The organism is Xanthomonas arboricola pv. juglandis (assembly GCF_001013475.1).
In the GTDB taxonomy this organism is placed as follows: Bacteria; Pseudomonadota; Gammaproteobacteria; order Xanthomonadales; family Xanthomonadaceae; genus Xanthomonas; species Xanthomonas arboricola.
In genome coordinates, this window is record NZ_JZEF01000004.1 from 151759 (window position 1) to 172144 (window position 20386).

The 20386-nt window shown below is 56.6% G+C and carries 15 protein-coding genes, 2 other RNA genes and 1 pseudogene; 5 read left to right on the forward strand and 13 right to left on the reverse strand.

Translation table 11 applies throughout. The features are described 5' to 3' along the window. Positions 1-5 precede the first annotated feature (5 nt). Both XARJCFBP2528_RS23525 and XARJCFBP2528_RS22715 read left to right on the forward strand, forming a co-directional pair. A complete protein-coding gene (locus XARJCFBP2528_RS23525) occupies positions 6-341 on the forward strand; it encodes an STN domain-containing protein (RefSeq protein ID WP_146011242.1) in 336 nt (111 codons plus the stop codon). A 94-nt stretch (positions 342-435) separates the two neighbouring features. After that, positions 436-1701 carry a DUF3089 domain-containing protein gene (locus XARJCFBP2528_RS22715; protein WP_080591296.1) on the forward strand — a complete coding sequence of 422 codons (1266 nt, stop codon included), beginning with the start codon at positions 436-438 and terminating at the stop codon, positions 1699-1701. Between the two features lie 236 nt (positions 1702-1937). On the opposite strand, the pseudogene XARJCFBP2528_RS22720 reads toward XARJCFBP2528_RS22715, so the two are convergent. The 5 genes and pseudogenes from XARJCFBP2528_RS22720 to atpC all read right to left on the reverse strand — a co-directional run. Next, a pseudogene (locus tag XARJCFBP2528_RS22720) lies at positions 1938-2256 on the reverse strand (transposase); the annotation flags it as partial. Positions 2257-2900: 644 nt separating this feature from the next. Next, complete coding sequence (locus tag XARJCFBP2528_RS15635) at positions 2901-3830, reverse strand: GGDEF domain-containing protein (RefSeq protein ID WP_016901124.1); 930 nt, start codon at positions 3828-3830, stop codon at positions 2901-2903. A gap of 138 nt (positions 3831-3968) precedes the next feature. Further along, positions 3969-4355, reverse strand: a complete 387-nt coding sequence (locus XARJCFBP2528_RS22725) for a response regulator (protein ID WP_198430325.1) — start codon at positions 4353-4355, stop codon at positions 3969-3971. A 733-nt stretch (positions 4356-5088) separates the two neighbouring features. Further along, positions 5089-6594 (reverse strand): DASS family sodium-coupled anion symporter, encoded by a 1506-nt coding sequence (locus XARJCFBP2528_RS15645; protein WP_026064043.1) that lies wholly within the window; start codon positions 6592-6594, stop codon positions 5089-5091. A 68-nt stretch (positions 6595-6662) separates the two neighbouring features. Beyond that, entirely contained in the window at positions 6663-7205 is a 543-nt protein-coding gene (gene atpC / locus XARJCFBP2528_RS15650; protein WP_232618353.1) for an ATP synthase F1 subunit epsilon, read from the reverse strand. Between the two features lie 385 nt (positions 7206-7590). Here atpC and XARJCFBP2528_RS22730 point away from each other — a divergent pair. Continuing rightward, positions 7591-7667, forward strand: a non-coding RNA gene (locus XARJCFBP2528_RS22730) — sX9 sRNA. Between the two features lie 134 nt (positions 7668-7801). Here the strand turns inward: XARJCFBP2528_RS22730 and XARJCFBP2528_RS15655 are convergent. The 8 genes from XARJCFBP2528_RS15655 to XARJCFBP2528_RS15685 form a co-directional block, all read right to left on the reverse strand. After that, entirely contained in the window at positions 7802-9526 is a 1725-nt protein-coding gene (locus XARJCFBP2528_RS15655) for a phosphoethanolamine transferase (RefSeq protein ID WP_080591300.1), read from the reverse strand. After that, positions 9510-10418: a cation diffusion facilitator family transporter gene (locus tag XARJCFBP2528_RS15660; protein WP_047124871.1), complete on the reverse strand. Its 909-nt coding sequence runs from the start codon at positions 10416-10418 to the stop codon at positions 9510-9512. The genes XARJCFBP2528_RS15655 and XARJCFBP2528_RS15660 overlap by 17 nt, the downstream gene beginning before the upstream one ends. 89 nt (positions 10419-10507) lie before the next feature. Next, complete coding sequence (locus XARJCFBP2528_RS15665; RefSeq protein WP_016901116.1) at positions 10508-13672, reverse strand: efflux RND transporter permease subunit; 3165 nt, start codon at positions 13670-13672, stop codon at positions 10508-10510. 11 nt (positions 13673-13683) lie between these two features. Further along, on the reverse strand, positions 13684-14667 hold the full coding sequence (locus tag XARJCFBP2528_RS22735; RefSeq protein WP_080591293.1) for an efflux RND transporter periplasmic adaptor subunit: 984 nt from the start codon (positions 14665-14667) through the stop codon (positions 13684-13686). Continuing rightward, complete coding sequence (locus XARJCFBP2528_RS15675; RefSeq protein WP_016901114.1) at positions 14664-15947, reverse strand: TolC family protein; 1284 nt, start codon at positions 15945-15947, stop codon at positions 14664-14666. Before XARJCFBP2528_RS15675 ends, XARJCFBP2528_RS22735 begins: the two co-directional genes overlap by 4 nt. A 52-nt stretch (positions 15948-15999) precedes the next feature. Then, entirely contained in the window at positions 16000-16332 is a 333-nt protein-coding gene (locus XARJCFBP2528_RS23530; RefSeq protein ID WP_146011244.1) for a hypothetical protein, read from the reverse strand. A 124-nt stretch (positions 16333-16456) separates the two neighbouring features. Then, a non-coding RNA gene (locus tag XARJCFBP2528_RS22740) (sX9 sRNA) lies at positions 16457-16533 on the reverse strand. Between the two features lie 188 nt (positions 16534-16721). Then, complete coding sequence (locus tag XARJCFBP2528_RS15685; protein WP_026064041.1) at positions 16722-17624, reverse strand: trypsin-like serine protease; 903 nt, start codon at positions 17622-17624, stop codon at positions 16722-16724. A 1235-nt stretch (positions 17625-18859) separates the two neighbouring features. Here XARJCFBP2528_RS15685 and XARJCFBP2528_RS15695 point away from each other — a divergent pair. Together XARJCFBP2528_RS15695 and XARJCFBP2528_RS24210 are read left to right on the forward strand one after the other, a co-directional pair. Continuing rightward, entirely contained in the window at positions 18860-19813 is a 954-nt protein-coding gene (locus tag XARJCFBP2528_RS15695; RefSeq protein ID WP_026064040.1) for a DUF932 domain-containing protein, read from the forward strand. After that, entirely contained in the window at positions 19813-20322 is a 510-nt protein-coding gene (locus tag XARJCFBP2528_RS24210) for a JAB domain-containing protein (protein WP_016901108.1), read from the forward strand. Before XARJCFBP2528_RS15695 ends, XARJCFBP2528_RS24210 begins: the two co-directional genes overlap by 1 nt. The last annotated feature ends 64 nt before the right edge of the window (positions 20323-20386 follow it).

Sequence of the window (20386 nt, forward strand, 5' to 3'; positions counted from 1 at the left end):
ATTACGTGAAATCATTCAATGTTCGAATCATAAAGGCTGCGGCCGTCGCGACTTTGGCAATTGCTGCCAACGCGGCCATGGGACAAGATTTCCAATACAGCTGTAAAAACGAGCCGGTTAATGTCGAGATCCCGGGAGGCCGCTTGGGAGATGCGCTTAAGCAGCTACGTCTAGCCACTCGCTGCCCTATCTCCGGTACTAATCTAGCTCGTGGCAAGCGTTCGAAGCCCGTTGTCGGTGTGATGACGCCCGAGCAAGCATTGCAAGCAATGCTTGATGGTACTGGCCTGGAAGGCAACCCGATCAGAGGTGGATTTGAAATTACCCGTCTTCCGCGGTGAGCTAAATACGAGTCTCGTCAAAAAATCAGCAATAAAATTCTGCACAGTTCGCCATTTCACTTTCAAACGTGTCGAAAAACAACTTTGAATTTTTATGTATAATCACGCCTCGGTTAATTATTCAAGAATTTGGGAAATGCTCTTTAAGGTGGCGGCGAACGTGGCCGGTCTCTATGAGCTGATCTTTCGAAGAAGGATCAAAAAATATGGGATTGTTGTTGGAATTGTCGCCCCGCTGTTTTCCGGCTGCGTTTCGACGTATACACCAGAAAATCCTAAGAGTGCGCTGAATACTTATGCTAACTCGGCACGCTGGCTCTGTTTGCCTGGGCGGGAAGATGCCTGCGCAACTCCGCGTGTCATTTTCGAACGTTTCGTCGGTGAGCCGGCCCGCTCTGTAGCGGACGCCGCACCCGTTAGCGATCCGGGTTTAGACTGCTTCTATGTCTATCCGACCGTTAGTATGTCGCCAATTCCACGCAATGCTGACAATTTTAACTATAATCACGAGAATATCGAAACGGTTGCTAAAGTTCAGGCGGCCTCGTTTCGTAGCGCATGTCGAATATTCGCCCCCTATTATCGGCAAGCGACCATTGCGACGTACATCCTGCCCGAGCACATCCGTCAGACGTATGTAAGAGTGGCGCTGAATGACGTGGAAGCGGCCTTCGACTACTACATGTCACATGACAATGGTGGTCGCAAGATCGTTCTAATTGGTCATTCGCAAGGGGCTGAGCTTGTCAAGCGGCTACTACAGGACCGTTTTGATACCTTTCCCACAATGCGTAAAAAGTTGGCGCTGGCAATTATCGCCGGTGCACCAGTGTATGTGCCCGCTGGTAGTACCAGAGGGGGCACATTTGAGAATATAGCGACTTGTAGCAGTCCGGGCGAGGTGGGCTGTTACATTACCTACAAGAGCTACATCGAGGGAACCCATCCTGAGCCTGAGAGGAGAATGGTGGGTAGGCCTGGTGAGGAAGAGGCTTGCGTCAACCCCGCCACCCTGGATATTCCCGGTCTCTCTCCGGAGGCGCGGCGCGATGAGCGTAGGAAGCTTGGCGGTACGCTACTTCCCCCGCCGGCGTGGTCGTTAGGCGGTGTCGAGGGGGACAAGACGATGCGAAGTTTTGAGCGCGTGCATGACGGCTATAGCGCGGCCTGCTACTCAGAGCCAGGTACCTCACTGCGTTTCTTATCGATTCGGGAAGAGTTGGCGCCTGGCGATCAACGTCGCCCGCGCGTGCCCTTCGATTCTAGAAAGCTACGAAATGGTCTCGGTCTTCATGTGCTTGATATGCAGTTCCCAAGCGAGGAGCTTGTCTCCCTCGTAAGAGCGCGGCAGCCTGGGTGAAGAGCCCTTGACATACGCAAGGTCACAATTACTTGCAAGTGGAAGGGTATGCTATTTTTGGACAGTCAGTGTTGCGTTCAGCTTAAGATGAGATCAAATCAGTACAGCAGTGGTTGCTCTAGGTAGGGTCAGAACAACGAGGCCTGAGAGCGCGAGATGTCGCACCATTCTGGAGAGTCGCGTTTGGATATTCGGAGTTTCACCGTCTCTGGCGTTTTCTGTGGCAACTCCCCGGTTTACAGGCGCACGTTACCCATAGCAGGCAGTAACTGCCTTCGCTTCATCTGCAGGTGTGACAGCGCAAAGAAGGTCAGCACTTGTGCAGTGTTCTTGGCCAGGCCGCGATAGCGGAATTTGGTGTAGCCGAACTGGCGTTTGATAGCCCTGAATGGATGCTCCACCTTCGCGCACACGCTGGCCTTGAAGTGTTCCCAACGCTGTTCCCGAGCACGCTCGCGTTTGCTGCCGATGGCTTGCATCGTCGAAGACCTGGCGGTGATGAAGAATGCAAGCTTGCGCCTGCAGTTCTTCGCGATTGTCTGCGCCGGTGTAGCCCTTGGCTTTGCTCGTCGTGCGGACACTGCGAGCACTGTTGGGCGGTTGGGAACCCCGTTGCGAGGGTTAACAAAAAGCGGTTACTCGGTCAATGGTGGCTTTGCCGAATATGCTTTGACCAAAGCAAAATATGCAGGTCATTTACCGAATGACTTCGGCTTAATTGAGATTTCTCCTGTTTTTTGCGCAGGTATGACGGGGTGCAAATGTCTCAAAATGACCGACGCAAACCAGAATGGTGTAGTGGGTTTTTCAGGGATGAGGTCAGTGGCAAAAGCCAGCTTGATCCACTGCGTCTTATCGTTGGTGCACTAGCGAATCAGCGGTTCGCTAGTGCACCAACTGCAGGATCCTGTACGCCCGGGTTTATTCTGCCAGTGCTGAGAATTCCGGCAGCAGCCGGCGAAACTAGGTAAACACCTCGGTACAGATTTCCTCCAAAAAATCAGGCATTTCAATCTAGTCAGTCGCTTGCAGCTTTGGTAAACCTATTGCGATAAAATAGGCTGTGGGAAGAGCGTCAGAAAGCTTGGAGCAATGATTGCCCGACACAGTGCTTTTTTCCTATGGAAATATAATGTTCATGGATGCGTTGCAGAACAGGCGGACTCTGCACGATGCAAACACTGAGTGCCAACTAAGTATTAGGCATCAACCTCGTCAACTGATGTAGTTCCGCTGCTTTCAGAGCTTGCACGCTTGAGCGCACGCTCCACATCGTCAAACTGGCTCATGTCCTTAAACCAAATTGCGTCCCATTTCGATTTAAGCCCGTTTGCGATGAGAGACGAGCAAATTCGACGAGCAACCGACAACAAACCTGCCTCGCTGATACCGGGCAAATAGATCGCGAATTCTCCTGGCGTCAAATGCGCAAGACTGTCTTGTGGACGTGTTGCCGCTTGTAGAAGGCCTGCGGCAACTTCTATCTCTTTCCTTTTTCCTTCAGCCTTTCCTCCGCTGCTGACATCTAGATCGAAGAGCAGCACGCCCCCCTGCTCGTTGCGATGAAGCTCTACCGCATCTCGCAATAGGCATTGGAATGCGCTCAGATCGTGGAGTCCTGTCAGCACATCTGCTGTTTGTGCTTCCTGCACAGCGGGCTGAGTTTCTGAAAGATGCTGCGCCCATGAGCTTGCAAGTACGCGTCCAAAGGTCTCAGCCACAGGCAAATAGCGCATGAGCTCACTATCGACGACATGAGTGTCGATGCCGCACAGCATCCCTTCCATCTTACCGGGGATCTTGATCGGTACACCCAGATAGCTCGAAATGCCGAGCTCGATAGCAATTGGTGCCCCTGCGAGGTGATCGATTTTACTCAAGTCCGGAGCACACTGAGGTCCCCCCCTAGAGATTACCCGCCTGCACAAAGATTCGGACCAACTCATGAATTGGTCGACTTTCAGGCCGAAGTTGGTGTCGGTGCACGCACGGATGATCCAGTAATCATTTTTTACCTCCGCGAAAATCCAGGTTTTCAGGGGGGTGAGCTGAGCCAGGCAATCTAGGACGTCACCGATTGCCTCACTGGCAGAAGTAAATGGAAGTTGGTTTTTGAGCGAGCCGGGCATGCTTAGACTCCTGGAATTTCTATCTTATCGGCAGCCTGTACACACTCTGTAGGGTCAGCATATTAGTGCTTTGTACTTTCTGTTGCGATGCCGCACAGTGTAGGGTCGCTTCTTTCGCAGGGGAAGAGAGCTAGTGAGTTAGCCCACATCGTCTCCGTTTTTATTTAAGCAGTCTTTTACGAGATCGAGCAGACTTCTAAGGGTATACGGCTTAGCCAGAAAGCACGTTCCATTTGGTAACGATGAATCATCAAATTCGTATCCTGAGGTGATGATGGCCGGCGTATGTATTCCCATCAGGCGTACTTCATTGATAAAAGTTTGGCCATCGATTTGACCCGGAATTTTAAAATCTGTCAGTATCAGATCAAAGCTTTGGCCTTCATTTAAACAGGCGATCGCCTGCAAGGTGCCGTCGACACTGTGAAAGTTATACCCCCCTGAAACGAGAGTCATTTCACAGACAACGCGTAAATTCATGTCGTCTTCGACTATCAACACCGTTGGTGCTTCGGAGGATGACACTAGTTGTGACTCATTAGATAAGATTAAGATAGAGATTGTGTCATGTTGCAGTAGAGTTCGTATAGGGATTTCGCAGGCTTATCCGTCCATGGGCTGCAATCGCCAAATTGTCGATGCTATGCAACTCTTTCTTTCCCCAAGCAGACGCTAGCAAGTGGTATAGCGCTCGCCAAAGGTCCTGACGGTCGCCTTCTGGCATGCCTGGTAACACGCGCTTTGCTTAAAGCGCTGCAGGTACGGTCTCCTGGGCGTATGTGGTCTCTCATTTCTTCTTGCCGCACGCGGGCTGCGCGACAAGCGCCACATAGCCCAGCGCTCACAGCGTTGGGACCGGTACCCGCCTTGAAGAACTTGGCCTACCATAGCTTGGCAAACATCTTCGCGCGCTTAGCGCCCGGACTTCTGCCGCGGCTGCTTGCAAGATGCGTACGGTCCTCTGTAGCGCTCCTGCTGCTTGCCGATGCTCTGGCTCTGCGAGCGCCCTCAGTTCTGTTTCGATCTTGGGGGGCGTCGTGCGGTGCTCACTGGGCGGCAGGCAGGCAGGCCAGCGACGGCGCAGCCCAGCTCTCCGGCGCGGTTAGCTCGTCCATGTGGGGTTGATCACTGGCTCGGGCGCGAGGGTGACTGAATCCCACTGGACAACGTGCTGGGTTAACACAAACTGGCCGTTGTCAGGCGTGGCGCCACGCCTGTCACACGCCATATTTTTTGGCCGTTCACCGGGCTGCAAGATTTACCAGAAGCCAAGGATTTTCCACCAGATGCTTCCGACGAGCCCGAAGATGAGGAGCTCAAGCAGGCACATGACGAGTCCGATCTTCCACCAGGCGCCTAAGCTGACGTAGCCGCTGCCGAAGATGATAGGCGAGGTGCCTGTGGCGTAGTGCGTCAGTGTCATCATGATCGCCGAAGACGCGGTCATCATGAGCATGAAGGGGATGACGTAGTCCGGGGGGATGAGCAGCGCCCCTACACCTAAGAACGCAAGCAGCATCGCGCTGATGTGGGCGGTGGTGCTCGCGAACAGGTAATGGGAAAAGACAAAGGCTGAGACGAGCACGCCGGCGATCGCTTTCCATCCCATTCCACTGGCGATGATGGCCCCCTTCATTGCCTCGGTGAACCAGCCAACCACGCCCAGCTTGTTGAGCTGCTCGGCCATCATCACCAGTGCGCCAAACCACACTAGCGTGTCCCAGGCACTTTTTTCAGAAAGCACATCGTCCCAGTCCAAGGTGCCGGTGATGATCAGCGTAAACAAGCCAACGAATGCGACAACCGTGGGATCCAAGGTCCACGAGGATCCGAAAATCATGGCGGGCACGTTCGCCCAAAGGACCAACAGCAAACCAAAGGTCCCGATCATCACTTTTTCTTTCGCCGTCAGAGACCCCATCGCCTTCAATTCGCCCTTGGCGAAATCAACTGCGTTTGGAGTGACTTTCAGTTCCGGAGGAGACAGCAGGTAAATGGCCACAGGCATGATGATCAAACAGACCAGCCCCGGTAGAAGCATGCATAGTGCCCAAGTCGTCCAGGACAGGTGCAGCTGTTGGTTCGTTGCTTTGGCGACATAGCAGACTACCAGCGGATTGGGTGCTGTGGCGGTGAGGAACATGGCTGATGTGATGGGATTGGCGTGGTAGTTCACTAACGCCAGGTAGGTTCCGACCTTGCTTTGCGTGCCTTTCGCCGGGTCAGAATCGAACGAGTTGGCAATTGACTTCATGATCGGGTGAACAATGCCCCCACCACGCGCGGTATTGCTGGGTGTAAAGGGGGCGAGCAAGAGCTCGCAGATCGTCAGGCCGTATCCGATGCCTATGGTCCGTTTGCCCAGTAGCGCAATGAACAACATTCCGATGCGGTTCCCCAAGCCTGTCTTCTTTAGACCACGGGAAATCAAGATCGCAACCACGATCAGCCAGATGAGCGGGCTCGAGAAGCTGGAGAGCGCATCAGCGATCGCACCCTTGGAGCTGCTTGACGTGACTTGGGAAAGCGCGATGATGACAATGGCCATCATCGCCATCACCCCGATCGGCATGACCTTGAGGATGATGGCGATGATGGTGGTCAGGAATATGGCGACTAGTCCCCAGGCTTTGGGCGTCAGGCCTTCAGGGCACGGCAACAATAGCAATGCGATAAGCACTGCCGTTGTCGCCAGGGCCTGAGGCAGTTTGAACGGCACCGCTTGATTGAAATACTTGAATGCTGCTTTGACGCGACTTGGCATGAGGGGCCCTCTTTATGACTGTCCAACAAGCGGAGAGCGCTTGAAGCGATGCGCAGCGGTTCCAGTCATCAAGGCTTGGCGCGCGGGCCTGCCCCAAAGTGATGCATAAGTTCGGCGTGCGTTTGCGAATAAGCATCGTCCGTGAGAGACGTTGCCATGGGAGAGTTCGCGGCATTTCTCGCAACTTCGGCCTTCGCCCTGTCCTGGTCCTCGCTTCTCAGCGCCAAGTCGGCCAAAACGGTTACGTGAGTCGGTTGGACCTCGACGAAACCCCCCGACACATATAGCTGGAAAGGTGGCTCGCCCGTCTCCGGATGGACGAGGATCATGCCCTCGCGCAGCGTGGTCAGCATGGGTGTATGTTTTGCCATCACGCCAAATCGACCCTGTTCCCCAGGAAGACTAACCTCCCTAACGTCTCCCTCCCATTGGGCTCCCGTGAGGCTCACCACGGTCAGCGCGAACGTCTGCTGTGCGTTAGCGATGAAGTCGGGTCTCGGGTGGGCTGAGGGGTGTGAGTGCATGTCGTATTCGTCTGAGGCCTTGGTCGAAGAGGCCTCACTGCTCTGCGTAGCGCCGGCAACGAGTGATAATTTTCCACCAAGCTTCATTTCAACACTCCTCGAACAGTCTGGCACTGTTGCCCTACAACAGCCCTTCTTTCTTACCTCGGCACGACTTGGCCACCGAGAGGAACGCCAAACGGTTCCCGTTTCAAACCTCTATGATGCAGCGCACCATACACGCCCGCCTTGATCTCGATCAACTCAGGCGGGAGATGGAATGTAAGGGCAAACCGAGTGATGTGGTTAACAAGAGGAAGCGAGAGCAATCTGGGCATTGCCACGCAAATAAGGTAATACGTGATATTTGAAGAGCTGATGCTCAGCCACAAGTCGTTCTGGACAATAGGTACTGGGCGACCCACCCCCAAAGAGCGGCTAACAAACCGACTGCGCGGCCGCCAGGCAGGCGCGGTCGGTGCTCGGAATCGGCATGGACCACGCGTACGCTCCGGTTCTGAGCACGCCGCCCGCACTCACCTGACGACTGCTCGCGACGTTTTGTTAGCCGCTCCAAGAACAGGCGCATCGTAACGTAGAGACTTTGCCGGCATGGGCCTCCGTCATCACGAGGAGTCAAGCGATGAAGAAGTCACGGTTTACCCGACGTCGCCCAGAGTAGATGCACGTTGCGCGCCCAAGCGTTATAAATACCGCTCTCGCGGCCAATTCTTGTCGTTGTAAGTGCGCGATGCGCATCCGCCGAACAAATCAAGCTCCCTGGAGTAGGCTCTCGTCGAAACATCCATGAGCCCCAGCGCCGAGTGGAAAAGATTGTCATGGCTTGCAGGCTGTAACGCGCGTTGCCGCACGCACTGCATGTTCAAACCGCGCCACCTCACCATTCCCGGCGACAGCCATGCTGCCATGGGAACCTTCATCTGCATGTCCGGGGCAATGGCGTAAGGCAATCCATGCAGATACAGGTTGCTTTCGCCAAGTGACTCTCCGTGATCGGAGACATACAGCAATGCGCTGTCGACCGTATCGATTGAAGCGAGCATCTTTATCGCACGGGAAACTAGTTCATCCGTCGCCAAAATTGCGTTGTCGTAAGCGTTGACAACCTCTGGACGCGTGCAGTCTCCGAGATCTGCACTTCTGCAGTCGGGCTTGAACCGACGTAGTCGCTCCGGATAGCGCAAGTAGTAGCTTGGGCCGTGGTTACCTAGTTGATGCAATACGATCACCATGTCTTCCTGGCTTGATCGCACGCGATTTTCAAGACCGTCGAGAAGTGCCAGATCGCCGCAGTCATCATTCGGGCAAGCAGCTATTTGGTTTCTTGGCGTTACCTTTTCAAACGGCAAACCATCGCAGACACCTTTGCATCCGCCTTGATTGTCTCTCCAGAGCGTTTGGATACCAACTCTCGATAAGACATGCAGTAGGGAGTCCGAACGCTTTATCTCACTTTCGTTGTAGCTTGCCCTACCTTTAGCCGAAAAAATGCATGGCAATGAGACCTCAGTGCTTGAGCCACATGCGCGCACATCTGGATAGTTGACGACATCGAGCTTGGCAAGTTCCGGAGTCGTTTGACGCGCGTATCCATTCAGACCCCAATTGGATGCACGCACGGTCTCCCCGACCACCAGAACAAGCACGTGTGGCTTCGGCTCAGGGTCATGGCCAACCAAACGAGCATCCGGTGCCACGACACGTCTGGGGCCAGTGTCAACAGAGAGTTCCTTTGCTGCAATGCGCGTGATGGAGACAACGACATTCGCAGGAGCCACGAGATGGCGGAGCTCCCGATTGTTTCGCATCAGCGCGCTGACGTCCTTGAAGCTAATCAATGCGGCAATGATGACCAGCATGAGCGCCAATGCAATCGATCCGAACATGGCAACGGTCGATCGCAGAATTGATGACCTTCTCAGACGTGTCGACCAGATAAGCACGAGTGGAGCCATTGCATAGGTGATGACATGCAATAGCAGGGAGGATGTGATCAGGTCCCCGGCTTCAGCTGCGTCTGTCTTGAGGATGTTGCGTGCCATGCTGACGTCAAAATAGATCGAATAGCGATCAGAGAAGAAAGACGTAAGGACAGCGGCCAATAAAAACGCAGTCAACACGGGCTTGGTCGCGCCCTTCCAGCAAAGCGGACGAACTAGAAGCACATTGATGCCCACCAGGATCAAGGCGAGGCTAAGCGCACTTTCCCATCCTCCGTGATCAGAAAACGCGCCTGTGGCTGCCGTGGCTCGCCAGAACGCTTGATTGAGCGCCGCTGCCGTATACATAGCAACGGCCCAGACAAGCCAGTCCGCCGAGAGCAATGGACGCCAGCTAGGCGTTGCTTCTGTATCGCCCCTATTTCTGGTGCGTAGTCGCTGGAGGACGGAACTAAAAATTGCTGTCATGACGTGCTCCTGAGCCATCACATGCCACACATTCGACTTGCAGGGTCAGCTCGTAGACGTTGAGAACAGAGCGGACGATGCCTGTCACTTCGCAACGAACTCGGTCCAAGGCATTGACATCTTCTTTGACGACAACATGCGCGGTCACCACAGTCTGACGAGAAGCCAACGACCAGATATGCAGGTTGTGAATAGAGTCGACATCGGCATGTGCCCGCATCGCTCTTTCCAAGGCCGTGATGTCGACATCAACAGGCGCGCTCTGCATCAGAACGCGTCCGGCCGCGCTTATGAGCGTCCAGGTTCTCGGCAACACCCACAATCCAATGAGCACCGCTATGACTGGATCGATAAGTGTCCAGTTGGTCCAACGAATGACGAGCGCACCGATGATGACGCCCACCGATCCAAGCATGTCGCTCCAGACCTCAAGATACGCACCCTTTAGATTTAGCGAGCTGCCACTTCCTGACTTGAGCAGACGCATCGCGATGAGGTTAACGATAAGCCCGCTGATGGCGACGAAAAGCATGCCGGTGGATGCAACATGTGGAGGTTGTCTGAAACGAGTGATTGCTTCCCAAAGAATGTAGCCCGCAACCAGGAGGAGCAGGGAGCCGTTGACCAGCGCGCCCAGCGACTCAACGCGACCGTAGCCATAGCTTCGCTTCTTGTCAGCTGGCCGCCTGGAGATACGCACAGCGAAAAGGGACACGGCAAGCGCAATCGTGTCGGTCAGCATATGCGCAGCATCGGAAATCAACGCAAGACTGTTGGTTAGAAAGCCACCTACTACTTCGGCAGCGAGAAATAGCGATGTGAGTCCGAGCGCCCACCATAGCGGCTTCTCGAAGCGGACTTTGGAGCCTGCGTGGTCGTGATTGCCACTCATGAATATTCTCCTGAACGCCTATGTGGCGTTTGCTTTGGGTAAGGCAGAGCACCCATCGCGGGAATCGCGATGGGTTAGGGCGCCGCTGATTAGACTTCCGTTGCCTTTTCTCTTGTGGCGCGGCTATGTACCCACCGATACAGAATAGGCAGGACGACCAGCGTTAGCAGCGTCGAAGATACGATTCCGCCGATCACCACAGTGGCAAGTGGTCGCTGAACTTCCGAACCGGCTCCAACGTTGAGTGCCATCGGCACAAACCCAAGTGATGCCACCAGCGCTGTCATCAATACGGGTCTTAGCCGACTCAGCGCCCCGTCGCGGACCGCAACGGGCAACGGATCCCCTTTTTCCCGCAGTCCTCGAATAAAACTGATGAGTACCAAGCCATTGAGAACCGCTATACCCGACAGTGCAATGAACCCTATGCCTGCGGAGATGGATAACGGAATTCCACGCAAACTGAGCGCAATGATTCCGCCCGTAAGCGCTAGCGGAACGCCGCTAAAGACGATTGCGGAGTCTTTGACCGAGCGAAATGCCCAGAAAAGCAAGGCAAAGATGACGACGAGTGTGACTGGGATAACGATCGCCAATCGCTTGCTTGCCGAACTCAACTGCTCGAAACTACCCCCGTATTCGATCCAATAGCCCGTCGGCGTCTTGACTTGGGCATCAACCACATCTTGAAGCTCGGTGACAAACCCACCTAGATCACGGTCGCGGACATTCGCAGTGACCGCAATTCGCCGCTTACCGTTATACCGATTGATCTGGTTTGCGCCTTCGCTCCGAATGACCTTGGCAACTGCCGCAAGTGGAATGGTCTGGGGTCCGCTAGATTCCGAGCCTGACAGGGCATCCTTATAGGCCTTGAGTGGAATGGGCAACGACTCGATGGCACTGGGGTCCTGCCGTAACGCTTCCGGCAAACGGACAACAATGTCGAATCGGCGATCGCCTTCGAAGAGTTGTCCGGCGACTTGGCCGCCTACTGCTGTCGCAACGGGTTTTTGAATATCGTCGGCACTGAGTCCATAGCTTGCCAGTGCCATGCGGTTAGGAACAATCGATAGCAGCGGCAGTCCGCTGGCTTGCTCCACACGAACATCTGCAGCACCTGGAACATTTTTTGCGACCGCTTCAACTTGTTGCCCGATCTTGAGCAGCGTGTCTAGGTCATCTCCATAGATGTTGATGGCCACGTCCGACCGGACGCCTGAAATGAGTTCATTCGTGCGCATCTGGATCGGTTGCGAGAACTCGTAATTGTTGCCGGGGATGCCATCCACCAGTTGCTCGACCTGTGCAACGAGATCGGCTTTGGGCTTGTCCGGGTTAGGCCACTGGTCACGTGGCTTCACCATCACAAAGGTATCGGCGACCGAAGGCGGCATCGGGTCGGACGCCACTTCTGCAGTGCCAATCTTCGAGAACACCCGGTCGATTTCCGGCACTTTCATGAGCCGTTGCTCCAGTTGTCGCTGCATGCCCACCGATTGCGTGAGGCTAGTCCCCGGGATGCGCATGGCTTGCAGAGCAAAGTCGCCCTCATCCAGGCTTGGGACGAACTCACTCCCTAGCCTGGTTACAAGTAAGCCACTGCACACGAGCAGGGCAATGGCTCCAACTGCGACCCATTTTCCACTGCGCAGGCTGAGATCAAGCAGGGGTTCGTATCCTTTGCGGAAGCGTGCCATCAGCCAGTTTTCTTTCTCCTCCACCTTACCGCCCAGTGCCAACGCAATGGCAGCGGGAACGAAGGTAAGCGCAAGGACCATGGCGCCCGTCAATGCCAACACCACCGTGATCGCCATGGGATGGAACATCTTTCCTTCCACACCTGTTAGCGCAAAAATCGGCAGATAGACGGCGGTGATGATGCCGAGCCCGAACAAGCTGGGCCTGATGACTTCTGCTGTGGCGCTGGCCGTGATCTCAAATCGCTCGGCGAGATTCATTTGCCGTCCGAGCTGTTGTTGACGCTCGCCAAAGCGGCTCAGGCAGTTCTCGATGATGATCACGGCCCCGTCAACGATCAAACCAAAGTCAAGCGCACCCAGACTCATGAGATTGGCCGAGATCCCGCCGCGCGCCATGCCGGTTAGGGTGAAGAGCATCGCCAATGGGATCACTAGAGCGGTGATCAACGCGGCGCGAAAATTTCCGAGTAATAGAAACAAGATGACGATGACCAACACAGCGCCTTCGGTCAAATTCCTGGTCACCGTTCCGATCGTGCGATCAACCAGAGCTGTGCGATCGTAGACGGGTGTCGCTTTGACGCCCTCAGGCAAGCTTTTCTCGGCATCCTTGAGTTTGGCTGCCGCTGCCTGGGCGACGTCGCGGCTGTTGGCACCGATCAGCATCACGGCGGTGCCAAGCACGACTTCATGGCCATTTTGCGTTGCCGCACCCGTGCGTAGTTCGGCGCCGTCTGCAACTTGCGCCACATCGCGCACACGAACGACCGCACCGTCTCTCTTTGCGACCGCGATCTGCTCGATGTCACGGATGTCCGCAACCTGGGCGGGAATACGCACCAAGAATTGCTCACCATTGCGCTCGATGTAGCCTGCGCCAACATTTTGATTGTTGAGTTGCAGAGAGTTGACGACGTCGTCGAGCGTTAAACCAAGTGACCTGAGGCGAGCGGGGTCTGGCGTGATGTGAACTTCACGTTTGTAACCGCCAAGTGTATTGATCTCGGTTACACCGGGGATGTTGCGCAGTTGCGGGCGGATGATCCAGTCCTGGAGCGTCCTTAGATCGGTGGCGGTGTAGGGCTGCCCGTCGGGCTTTCTCGCCTTCGGGTCGGCATCGACGGTGTAGGAGAAGATTTCTCCCATGCCGGTTGCGATGGGGCCTAGTGTTGGCTCGATGCCGTCTGGGATTTGCGACTTCACCTGTTGCAATCGTTCGGACACCTGTTGCCTTGCGAAATAGATGTCCGTGCCGTCTTTGAAGACCACTGTGATCTGAGACAGGCCATAGCGGGAAATGGATCGAAAATGATCCATCTCAGGAAGCCCCGCCATTGCGGTCTCGATGGGGTAGGTCACCCGCTGTTCGGCTTCGAGAGGCGAGTAGCCAGGTGCAGCCGTATTGACTTGCACCTGGACGTTGGTGATGTCTGGTGTGGCATCAATCGATAGTTGATTGAAGCTCCACACACCGATGGCAATCAGCAGCATCGTCATGGCCATGACGAGCCAGCGCTGACCGATCGAGATTCGAATGATTCGTTCGAGCATGTCAGTTCTCCTCAATGCTCGTGCGATGCGCCGGACTTCTCGATGTCAGCCTTGACGAGATAGCTCTGTTCGACGACAACCTCATCGCCAGCCTTGAGCCCTTCAAGCACTTCCACCTGTACGGTATCGCCTTCGCCGAGCTTGACCGCATGTGCCGTGTAGGTGTCCCCGGTTCGCACGAACACTGCCTCGCCACCATCCAGCGTCTGCATTGCCGAACGCGGCACTATCAACGCGACATTACGGTTGCTGGTTGCGATTTTTGCAGTCACAGCAACGCCAGGCCGCCACTGCCCATCCAGGTTCTGCAGCGTTGCACGGGCGATGGAGCTTTGACTTGCAGCACTTGCGCCTGGCAGCACCCCATCGATCGTTGCTTGTGCACTCGTGCCGTCATATAGGCGCGTAACTACGACGCTTGATCCAGACATCACGGAAGCCATTTGCGGGCCGAATACGCTGAGATCTACCCAGACCTTGCTCAGATCGGCAATATCGAACAGCACCTGTCCTTCCGCTGCACCGCCGCCAACCTGCGCCTGGCGCGTCAGCACAACACCGCTGATTGGTGCGGATACGGAATAGGTGGAAAGGCTGAGGTTGCTTTGGATACTCGCCATGGACTGCCCGGCTCTGACACGGTCACCCACATTTGCACGCAGTGATCTGATGCGCCCTGGATAGCTCGCCGTGACTTTCGCATTGCTGCCATCGATTGTGGCGATCTGACCCTGCACTTCGAGTTCGATCGCAATGGCACCCGGCCCGACCGCTACAACTTTGATGCCGTTTGCATCAGCCTCTTTACGTGCAATACGTGTTGATTTGGGTGCTTCGTCCTGACCTTCTTCTTCGCCATGCGCTTGTTTTGCTTGTGGCTTGCTGTCAGCGGCTTCTTTATCGTCCGTTGCTTTTGGTCCGCCACAGCCGGCCAACTGTGCCGCGATTGCGAACAGGAACATGAGCGTGAAGGTATTCTTTCTGACCGGTTTCATGGCTGCGAGATTTCCTTGGCGTTGGCGCCCGCTGTCGCCATTAATGGCTGACCAGTCAGTCGCTGAATTTCGATGAGGGAGGATTGGGCGGAAATGGCTGCCTGCAGCTGACGTCTACGTGCTTCGATACGTCTGTCTTGCAGCATGCCCCACTCCATGTAGCTGATCGCTCCGGCCCGCCATGCGCGATCGGCCGCTTTCTCAGCTTCCGCAAGGCGAGGAATAACATCGGTGTCGAGCCGATTGACCTCCAGGCGCGCGATTGAGTAGTCGCCATGGGCAGCGGACAATGTAGAGAGCAGGCGAACCACTAGCGCTTCACGCTCGACACCATTGAGGGCCAGTTCTGCTTCAGCCGAGCGAATTCCTGGCTGTGCACGGCGACTGGTTCCAATGGGGATACTCAGCCCCGCAATGACACCCGCCGCGCTATCGCCTCGGAGTGCGCGTGCACCGATTTGCCATTGCACGTCGGGACTGGCCTCGGTTCGGGCCAGGCGAACCTGAGCTTCAAGAATCCGTTCTTCACCTGCTACTTGAGCGAGTTCGGGATTGGAGGTCAGATAGTCGCTGAGCTGCTTGAAGTCACTCAGGGCAGGCAGTCGCATTGGATCGCCGGACACCAAGCCGGCTGCCGCTTCTCGCTGATTCCACAGAGCCGCGAGATTTTGTCGCGCCCAGCGTTCGGCTTGCGCTGCCCGATCACGATCAAGCTCTGCTTCTGCAAGGGCCGCCTTTGCTGTCAACACGACCGACTCGGGCGATGCGCCTGCTTCCAAGCGACGGCGTGCCGCATCGACGGTTCGCTTGCGCTGCTCGATGTCCAGCTCAGCGATTTCTCGCTGTCGGATGGCTGCGGTGATCGCGAGGTAGCGGCGTGCCGTTTCTGCCAACAGGTCCAGGCGTGCGATTTCACGCTGAGGAGCTAGCGCATCAATGCGTGCCATTGCCAGGGTCCGGCGGGCATCGAGCTTGCCGCCACGCTCCAAGATGCCCGAAAGCGTAACGGTCAGCTCTGCTTGACCGAATGTCCGGTAGGGGCCAGTGCCCAAGGCATTTTCAAGCGTTGCACCCAGCAGCATTTGTGGGCGCTGGCCTGCGCGTTCGGCATCCGCAGTCAGGACGTCACGTTGTCCATCGATCAGGCGTAGGTCGGGGTGGGTTTTGGCAACGCGCTGAAAGGCGTCGTCCAGTGTCAAATCCTGAGACAGCGGTCGATCCTGCGCATATAGCGCAGGCACGACCGCGAAGGCGGCTAATGCCGCCAATCGCAACCACATAGGAATTCTCCGATAGCGAAATGTAACGAACCGCCAAAGGGCGGTGCAGCCGTTACAGCGCTATCGGGGGACGAATATCTGAGGAGGCTGGAAACGACACAGCCAGAGTCTTAATGGTTTGAGGCTGAAGCGCAGGTGCTTGCGTGGCATGCAAAATTAGCAATGCCGGCGTCACAGCGGTCAAATGCCCACAGCAATGCGACGCATGCATGAGTGCATCAAGCAACTCGCCTGTCTGCGGATCGCCGACAGGGGATGTCTCACCTTCGTTGTCTTGCGTGCCCGGGCTGTGCGAATGATCCGCAGACGCCAGGTAAGCCTGGTGCAAGTCTGCAACCGCAGCGAACACCGGATTGGACAGCACAGCAATCAGCAGCACAGCCATGGCTGGGATACGGAGCAGGCGACCAAGTTGGCGGAGCACGCGGTTCATATTGCGCGGACCATACGTGTGATTCCTCGCGTTACACAATCTCAATTGAGCGACGCATACATCGTCGATTAAGAGCGGCTAACAAAACGGAGCGAGCGGTGGTCAGGTGAGTGCGGGCGGCGCATTCAGAACCGGAGTGTACGCGGGGTCCATGCCGATTCGGAGCCGGTGATCGCCTTGCAGGCGGTCGCTGTTGAACCCCATGACAAAGCGCCGCATTGAGGCGGCGCTTTGTTGACTGAAGAGCTACTCCGAACATCACGGAACGCCGATGACACCGGCCGACGTCCTGAGCGTTGACCCGCTCGCCTCCATCCGGTGGGAGGTTGCGGCCGTGCCCCTCACTCGTCGGTCGGCGCCAGTTCCCACCCAGCGTTTTCACCGCCGGGTGAAAGTGGATTGTCGTCGCCGGCAGCGGTGGGCAGGTCGGCCGGGGCGAGGGAGTAGCTATACAGCTCGTGCAGCACCTGTTGCATTGGCGTGTAGTAGACGATGGAACGGCCGCCAGACTCGCCGGAGGAAATGATCCCGATCAGATGCTTGTCGTAGGTGACGACTGGTCCACCGGAGTCGCCGTTGTCGATGCTATCGAGCTCGGACGAGTGGGCGGCATCGATGTGCTGATAACTCGGTCTCGGAATTCCCGGCACCAGAGACATGCCTTGCCACACGCAGCGGACGCCGGTGCGCCACCCGCTTGTGCAGAACTGTCCATCCGGCGCGCTCGACCAACCGGTTACAGCAAGCCGCGCTTCCCGGCCGGCACGCGGCATGAAGACCTGGTTATTCGCACGGGGCGTATAGGACTGGATCGGATTACAGAAGGCTGCGCTTCCGTGAGAAGAGCAGTACAGCACTGCGGCCTGATCCGGCTGGGGCGAAACTCGCACAAGCTCAATGTCAGACGTGGCCGACTGCCACACGACGGTGCCGATGGCGGCCGTACCCACGTGGATGGTCGCGTACAGCGGCGCGCAGTGCTTGGCCAGCACGATCCATCGCGTGGCACGTTGGTACGGCGTCAGTCTGTGGAAGATGCTCGTGGGCACCAACACCGCACCTACGGTGCATGATCCAAAGGGGACGCTGATCTTCGAGCCGGAGATGACCGGGAGCACCGCGCGATCGGGGTTTCTAGGCTGCACAATGCGCGGAGTTTGCGCGGTGGCACCCGAGGATGCGAGGGTGGTGACAATGGCAATTGCAAGGGCTGCCACATGCTTTTGCATTGGTCGGATTTTCATCAGTGATCGAGTTCTCTCAGGGATGTTGGGATCGGGGAAAGTGGTGGTTCGCGAGGCCCATCAGCGCATTGATAAATAGGTGATGTCACTGCGGCGGGCGGGATCGAAACGGTGGGCGATATCGCCATCCCTGTTGTCACCAACGCACAAGATGATCGACATTTCTTACCGGCACTTCCGAGGTGGTATCGCGAGGTCGCCATCATCCGTGGCAGGGCTTGCGCGGCGCTGCTTGCCTACGAACTGCGGCGTCGTGTAACGAAGGGGGCGGGCGACGCGATGTCGGCTGCAGCGACACATTCTCGAGTACCGCCCTGTCAAAGTCTGGTATCGACACGGCGCTGGTCGGCTTGGCGTGACGCTGCGGCATGCCCGTCGTGCCTTCCTACACTGCCTGCGCGCAGGCACTCGTTGACATGCAATGCTGCGCGAACGTCCAGCTTGTCCAGGAAGCCGAAATGCAGTGGAGGCTGCCAGAACCCTTTGCACAAATCATGTGTCCGGCTGCGATAGGTCGGGCCGACCCAAGGCACTCGGTGCCCTTGGACGTGCACCAAGACGTTATGCGGTGCAAAACATGGTGGTTCTTGATGTTGTGAAGCAATGCTGTCTGTGCCAGCTGAGGGCTGGACGCCAAGAAAGCGCGGTACGCTGAGTTACATGAGGTCCCCGCGGTATGCTGCCGGCGAACAAGTCGCTGATTTGCATTCACCCTGCGGTCTCGTGTGCTATTGCCCGCGCAAGTATTTGCGTGCAAGTGATTAACATTGCGGCGATGACAGCGGCAACGGCCGGAGGCAACTGTTCACCATCGAATAGTTTGGTGGGCGGCCGGCGACAAGGAGCAGGTCGATCATCACAAGCGGAGACAGCACCGTGAGGTCGACACGCGTGGAGGTCGCCTGCATACCCGTGAGGTTGGCGGTCCAATAAAATTTATTTTGAACCCATATTACCCATACGAAGCAGGACACCCTGCCTCGCGTTCGGCGCTCCGCATTGCAGCGTTAGCTTAGGATGCACGTAATGATGAAGAGTAAGGTCGAGTTGATCTACTGCATCATGGTCGTGGCCACAGCCGTTATGGCGGGCATCGTCAAATGCACGGTGGCGGCTACCTGCTCTAACTGCAGTGATTTCTTCGATCACTGATCAGCACGACCAATGTTACCTCTCACAAGGCCCGGCTCGTCCGGGCCTTGTGCATTTATGCCATCAACCATTAGGAAACGACGATGCACTTGCTTGAATCAATGGCCTATGTCGGCCAAAAGCCCTGGCACGGGCTGGGTAATCAGCTCGCTCGACAGCAACCTATCGAGATATGGAAGCAACAGGCTGGGATGGATTGGAAGATAGAGGAGTCTGAGGTGCGATACATCACTGGCGGCCAGAACGTTGGAGCCATCAATGCGTTTCCAGGGAATAAGGTCCTCTATCGTTCTGACACCAAGGCACCTTTGGCAGTGGTTTCAAAGCGCTTCCAGGTCGTCCAGCCAGGAGAGATCCTGGAGTTCTACCGGGACCTGACGGCGTACAATGGGTTTGAGCTGGAGACGGCCGGCGTCTTGCGTGAGGGGCGCAAGTTCTGGGCGCTGGCCAGAACAGGTCAGAGCACCGTGCTTCGGGGGAGGGACAGAGTGGACGGCTATCTTCTCCTGGCCACTGCCTGTGATGGGACGCTGGCCACAACAGCTCAATTCACTTCTATCAGGGTGGTCTGCAACAACACCCTGGCGGTTGCCTTGGGAGACAGCGGTGGCGCCATCAAAGTGCCGCACCGAAGCCACTTCGACCCGGACCTCGTGAAGCGCCAGCTCGGCATTACGGTTTCAGCCTGGGGCGGTTTCGTAGACCGAATGAAAGCACTGTGCGAATCCCCCGTAGACCCAGACTCTGCCGATGCCCTGCTGCGCCGTGTGTTGACCTACGCCACTCCCAATGCGGCGCAGGTGGTCAACGAACAGGCAGTGGCTAAAGTGCGCGCGCTGTATGAGGGCGATGGGCGAGGATCCAAGCTTGCTTCCAGCCGAGCAACAGCTTGGGGTCTGCTCAATGCCATCACCGAGCACGTTGATCATCATCGACGTGCTCGAAGTGATGACCATCGCCGGGATGCGGCCTGGTTTGGGCAGGGAGCCAAGATCAAGCAGCGCGCGTGGGAGGAAGTGATGGGGATGGTGGCGTGATGCAGGTCGGGACACGCACATGTGCGCCGTCTGATGGCGGGCCTGCACCGTCACAGGAAGTCATCCGCGCACGGGATGACAAGATCGTCGCGCGCGCCCTACGCATCCTCGAACAGCGAGCCAGCGAACCAGGGCCACGACTAGGTGACGTCTCCAAGTGCGGGGCGTTCTTCCGGCTGCGGTTGGGCGGTGAGATACGGGAGCACTTCGAGGTTGCTTTCCTCGATAACCAGCACCGGCTCATCGGGGTAGAGCGCTTGTTCTCCGGGTCTGTGGAGGGCGCGGAGGTGCATCCGCGCATCGTCGTCCAGCGCGCGTTGGCCTTGAACGCCGCGGCAGTCATCGTGGCTCACAACCACCCCAGTGGCCACACTGAGCCTTCAGCAGCCGACCGGGCTGTCACGGTCCAGTTGAAGACCGCTTTGCAGCTGGTGGAAATCCGGCTGCTGGACCATTTCGTGGTCACGGCCCACCAGGCGGTTTCGATGGCTACCCGGGGATGGGTGTAGGGCTGACATCCGCTCTGGGGCCGGTCTCGGCACAGCGCGCCCGGCCAAGGCCGGACATCGACTC

What these genes read in the sequence shown, in the direction of transcription:
- XARJCFBP2528_RS22715 (WP_080591296.1), top strand. Translation starts at nt 436, where the DNA reads ATGTATAATCACGCCTCGGTTAATTATTCAAGAATTTGGGAAATGCTC.
- XARJCFBP2528_RS15635 (WP_016901124.1), bottom strand. Translation starts at nt 3,830, where the DNA reads ATGCCCGGCTCGCTCAAAAACCAACTTCCATTTACTTCTGCCAGTGAG.
- XARJCFBP2528_RS15645 (WP_026064043.1), bottom strand. Translation starts at nt 6,594, where the DNA reads ATGCCAAGTCGCGTCAAAGCAGCATTCAAGTATTTCAATCAAGCGGTG.
- atpC (WP_232618353.1), bottom strand. Translation starts at nt 7,205, where the DNA reads ATGAAGCTTGGTGGAAAATTATCACTCGTTGCCGGCGCTACGCAGAGC.
- XARJCFBP2528_RS15655 (WP_080591300.1), bottom strand. Translation starts at nt 9,526, where the DNA reads ATGACAGCAATTTTTAGTTCCGTCCTCCAGCGACTACGCACCAGAAAT.
- XARJCFBP2528_RS15660 (WP_047124871.1), bottom strand. Translation starts at nt 10,418, where the DNA reads ATGAGTGGCAATCACGACCACGCAGGCTCCAAAGTCCGCTTCGAGAAG.
- XARJCFBP2528_RS15665 (WP_016901116.1), bottom strand. Translation starts at nt 13,672, where the DNA reads ATGCTCGAACGAATCATTCGAATCTCGATCGGTCAGCGCTGGCTCGTC.
- XARJCFBP2528_RS22735 (WP_080591293.1), bottom strand. Translation starts at nt 14,667, where the DNA reads ATGAAACCGGTCAGAAAGAATACCTTCACGCTCATGTTCCTGTTCGCA.
- XARJCFBP2528_RS15675 (WP_016901114.1), bottom strand. Translation starts at nt 15,947, where the DNA reads ATGTGGTTGCGATTGGCGGCATTAGCCGCCTTCGCGGTCGTGCCTGCG.
- XARJCFBP2528_RS23530 (WP_146011244.1), bottom strand. Translation starts at nt 16,332, where the DNA reads ATGGCTGTGCTGCTGATTGCTGTGCTGTCCAATCCGGTGTTCGCTGCG.
- XARJCFBP2528_RS15685 (WP_026064041.1), bottom strand. Translation starts at nt 17,624, where the DNA reads ATGAAAATCCGACCAATGCAAAAGCATGTGGCAGCCCTTGCAATTGCC.
- XARJCFBP2528_RS15695 (WP_026064040.1), top strand. Translation starts at nt 18,860, where the DNA reads ATGCACTTGCTTGAATCAATGGCCTATGTCGGCCAAAAGCCCTGGCAC.
- XARJCFBP2528_RS24210 (WP_016901108.1), top strand. Translation starts at nt 19,813, where the DNA reads ATGCAGGTCGGGACACGCACATGTGCGCCGTCTGATGGCGGGCCTGCA.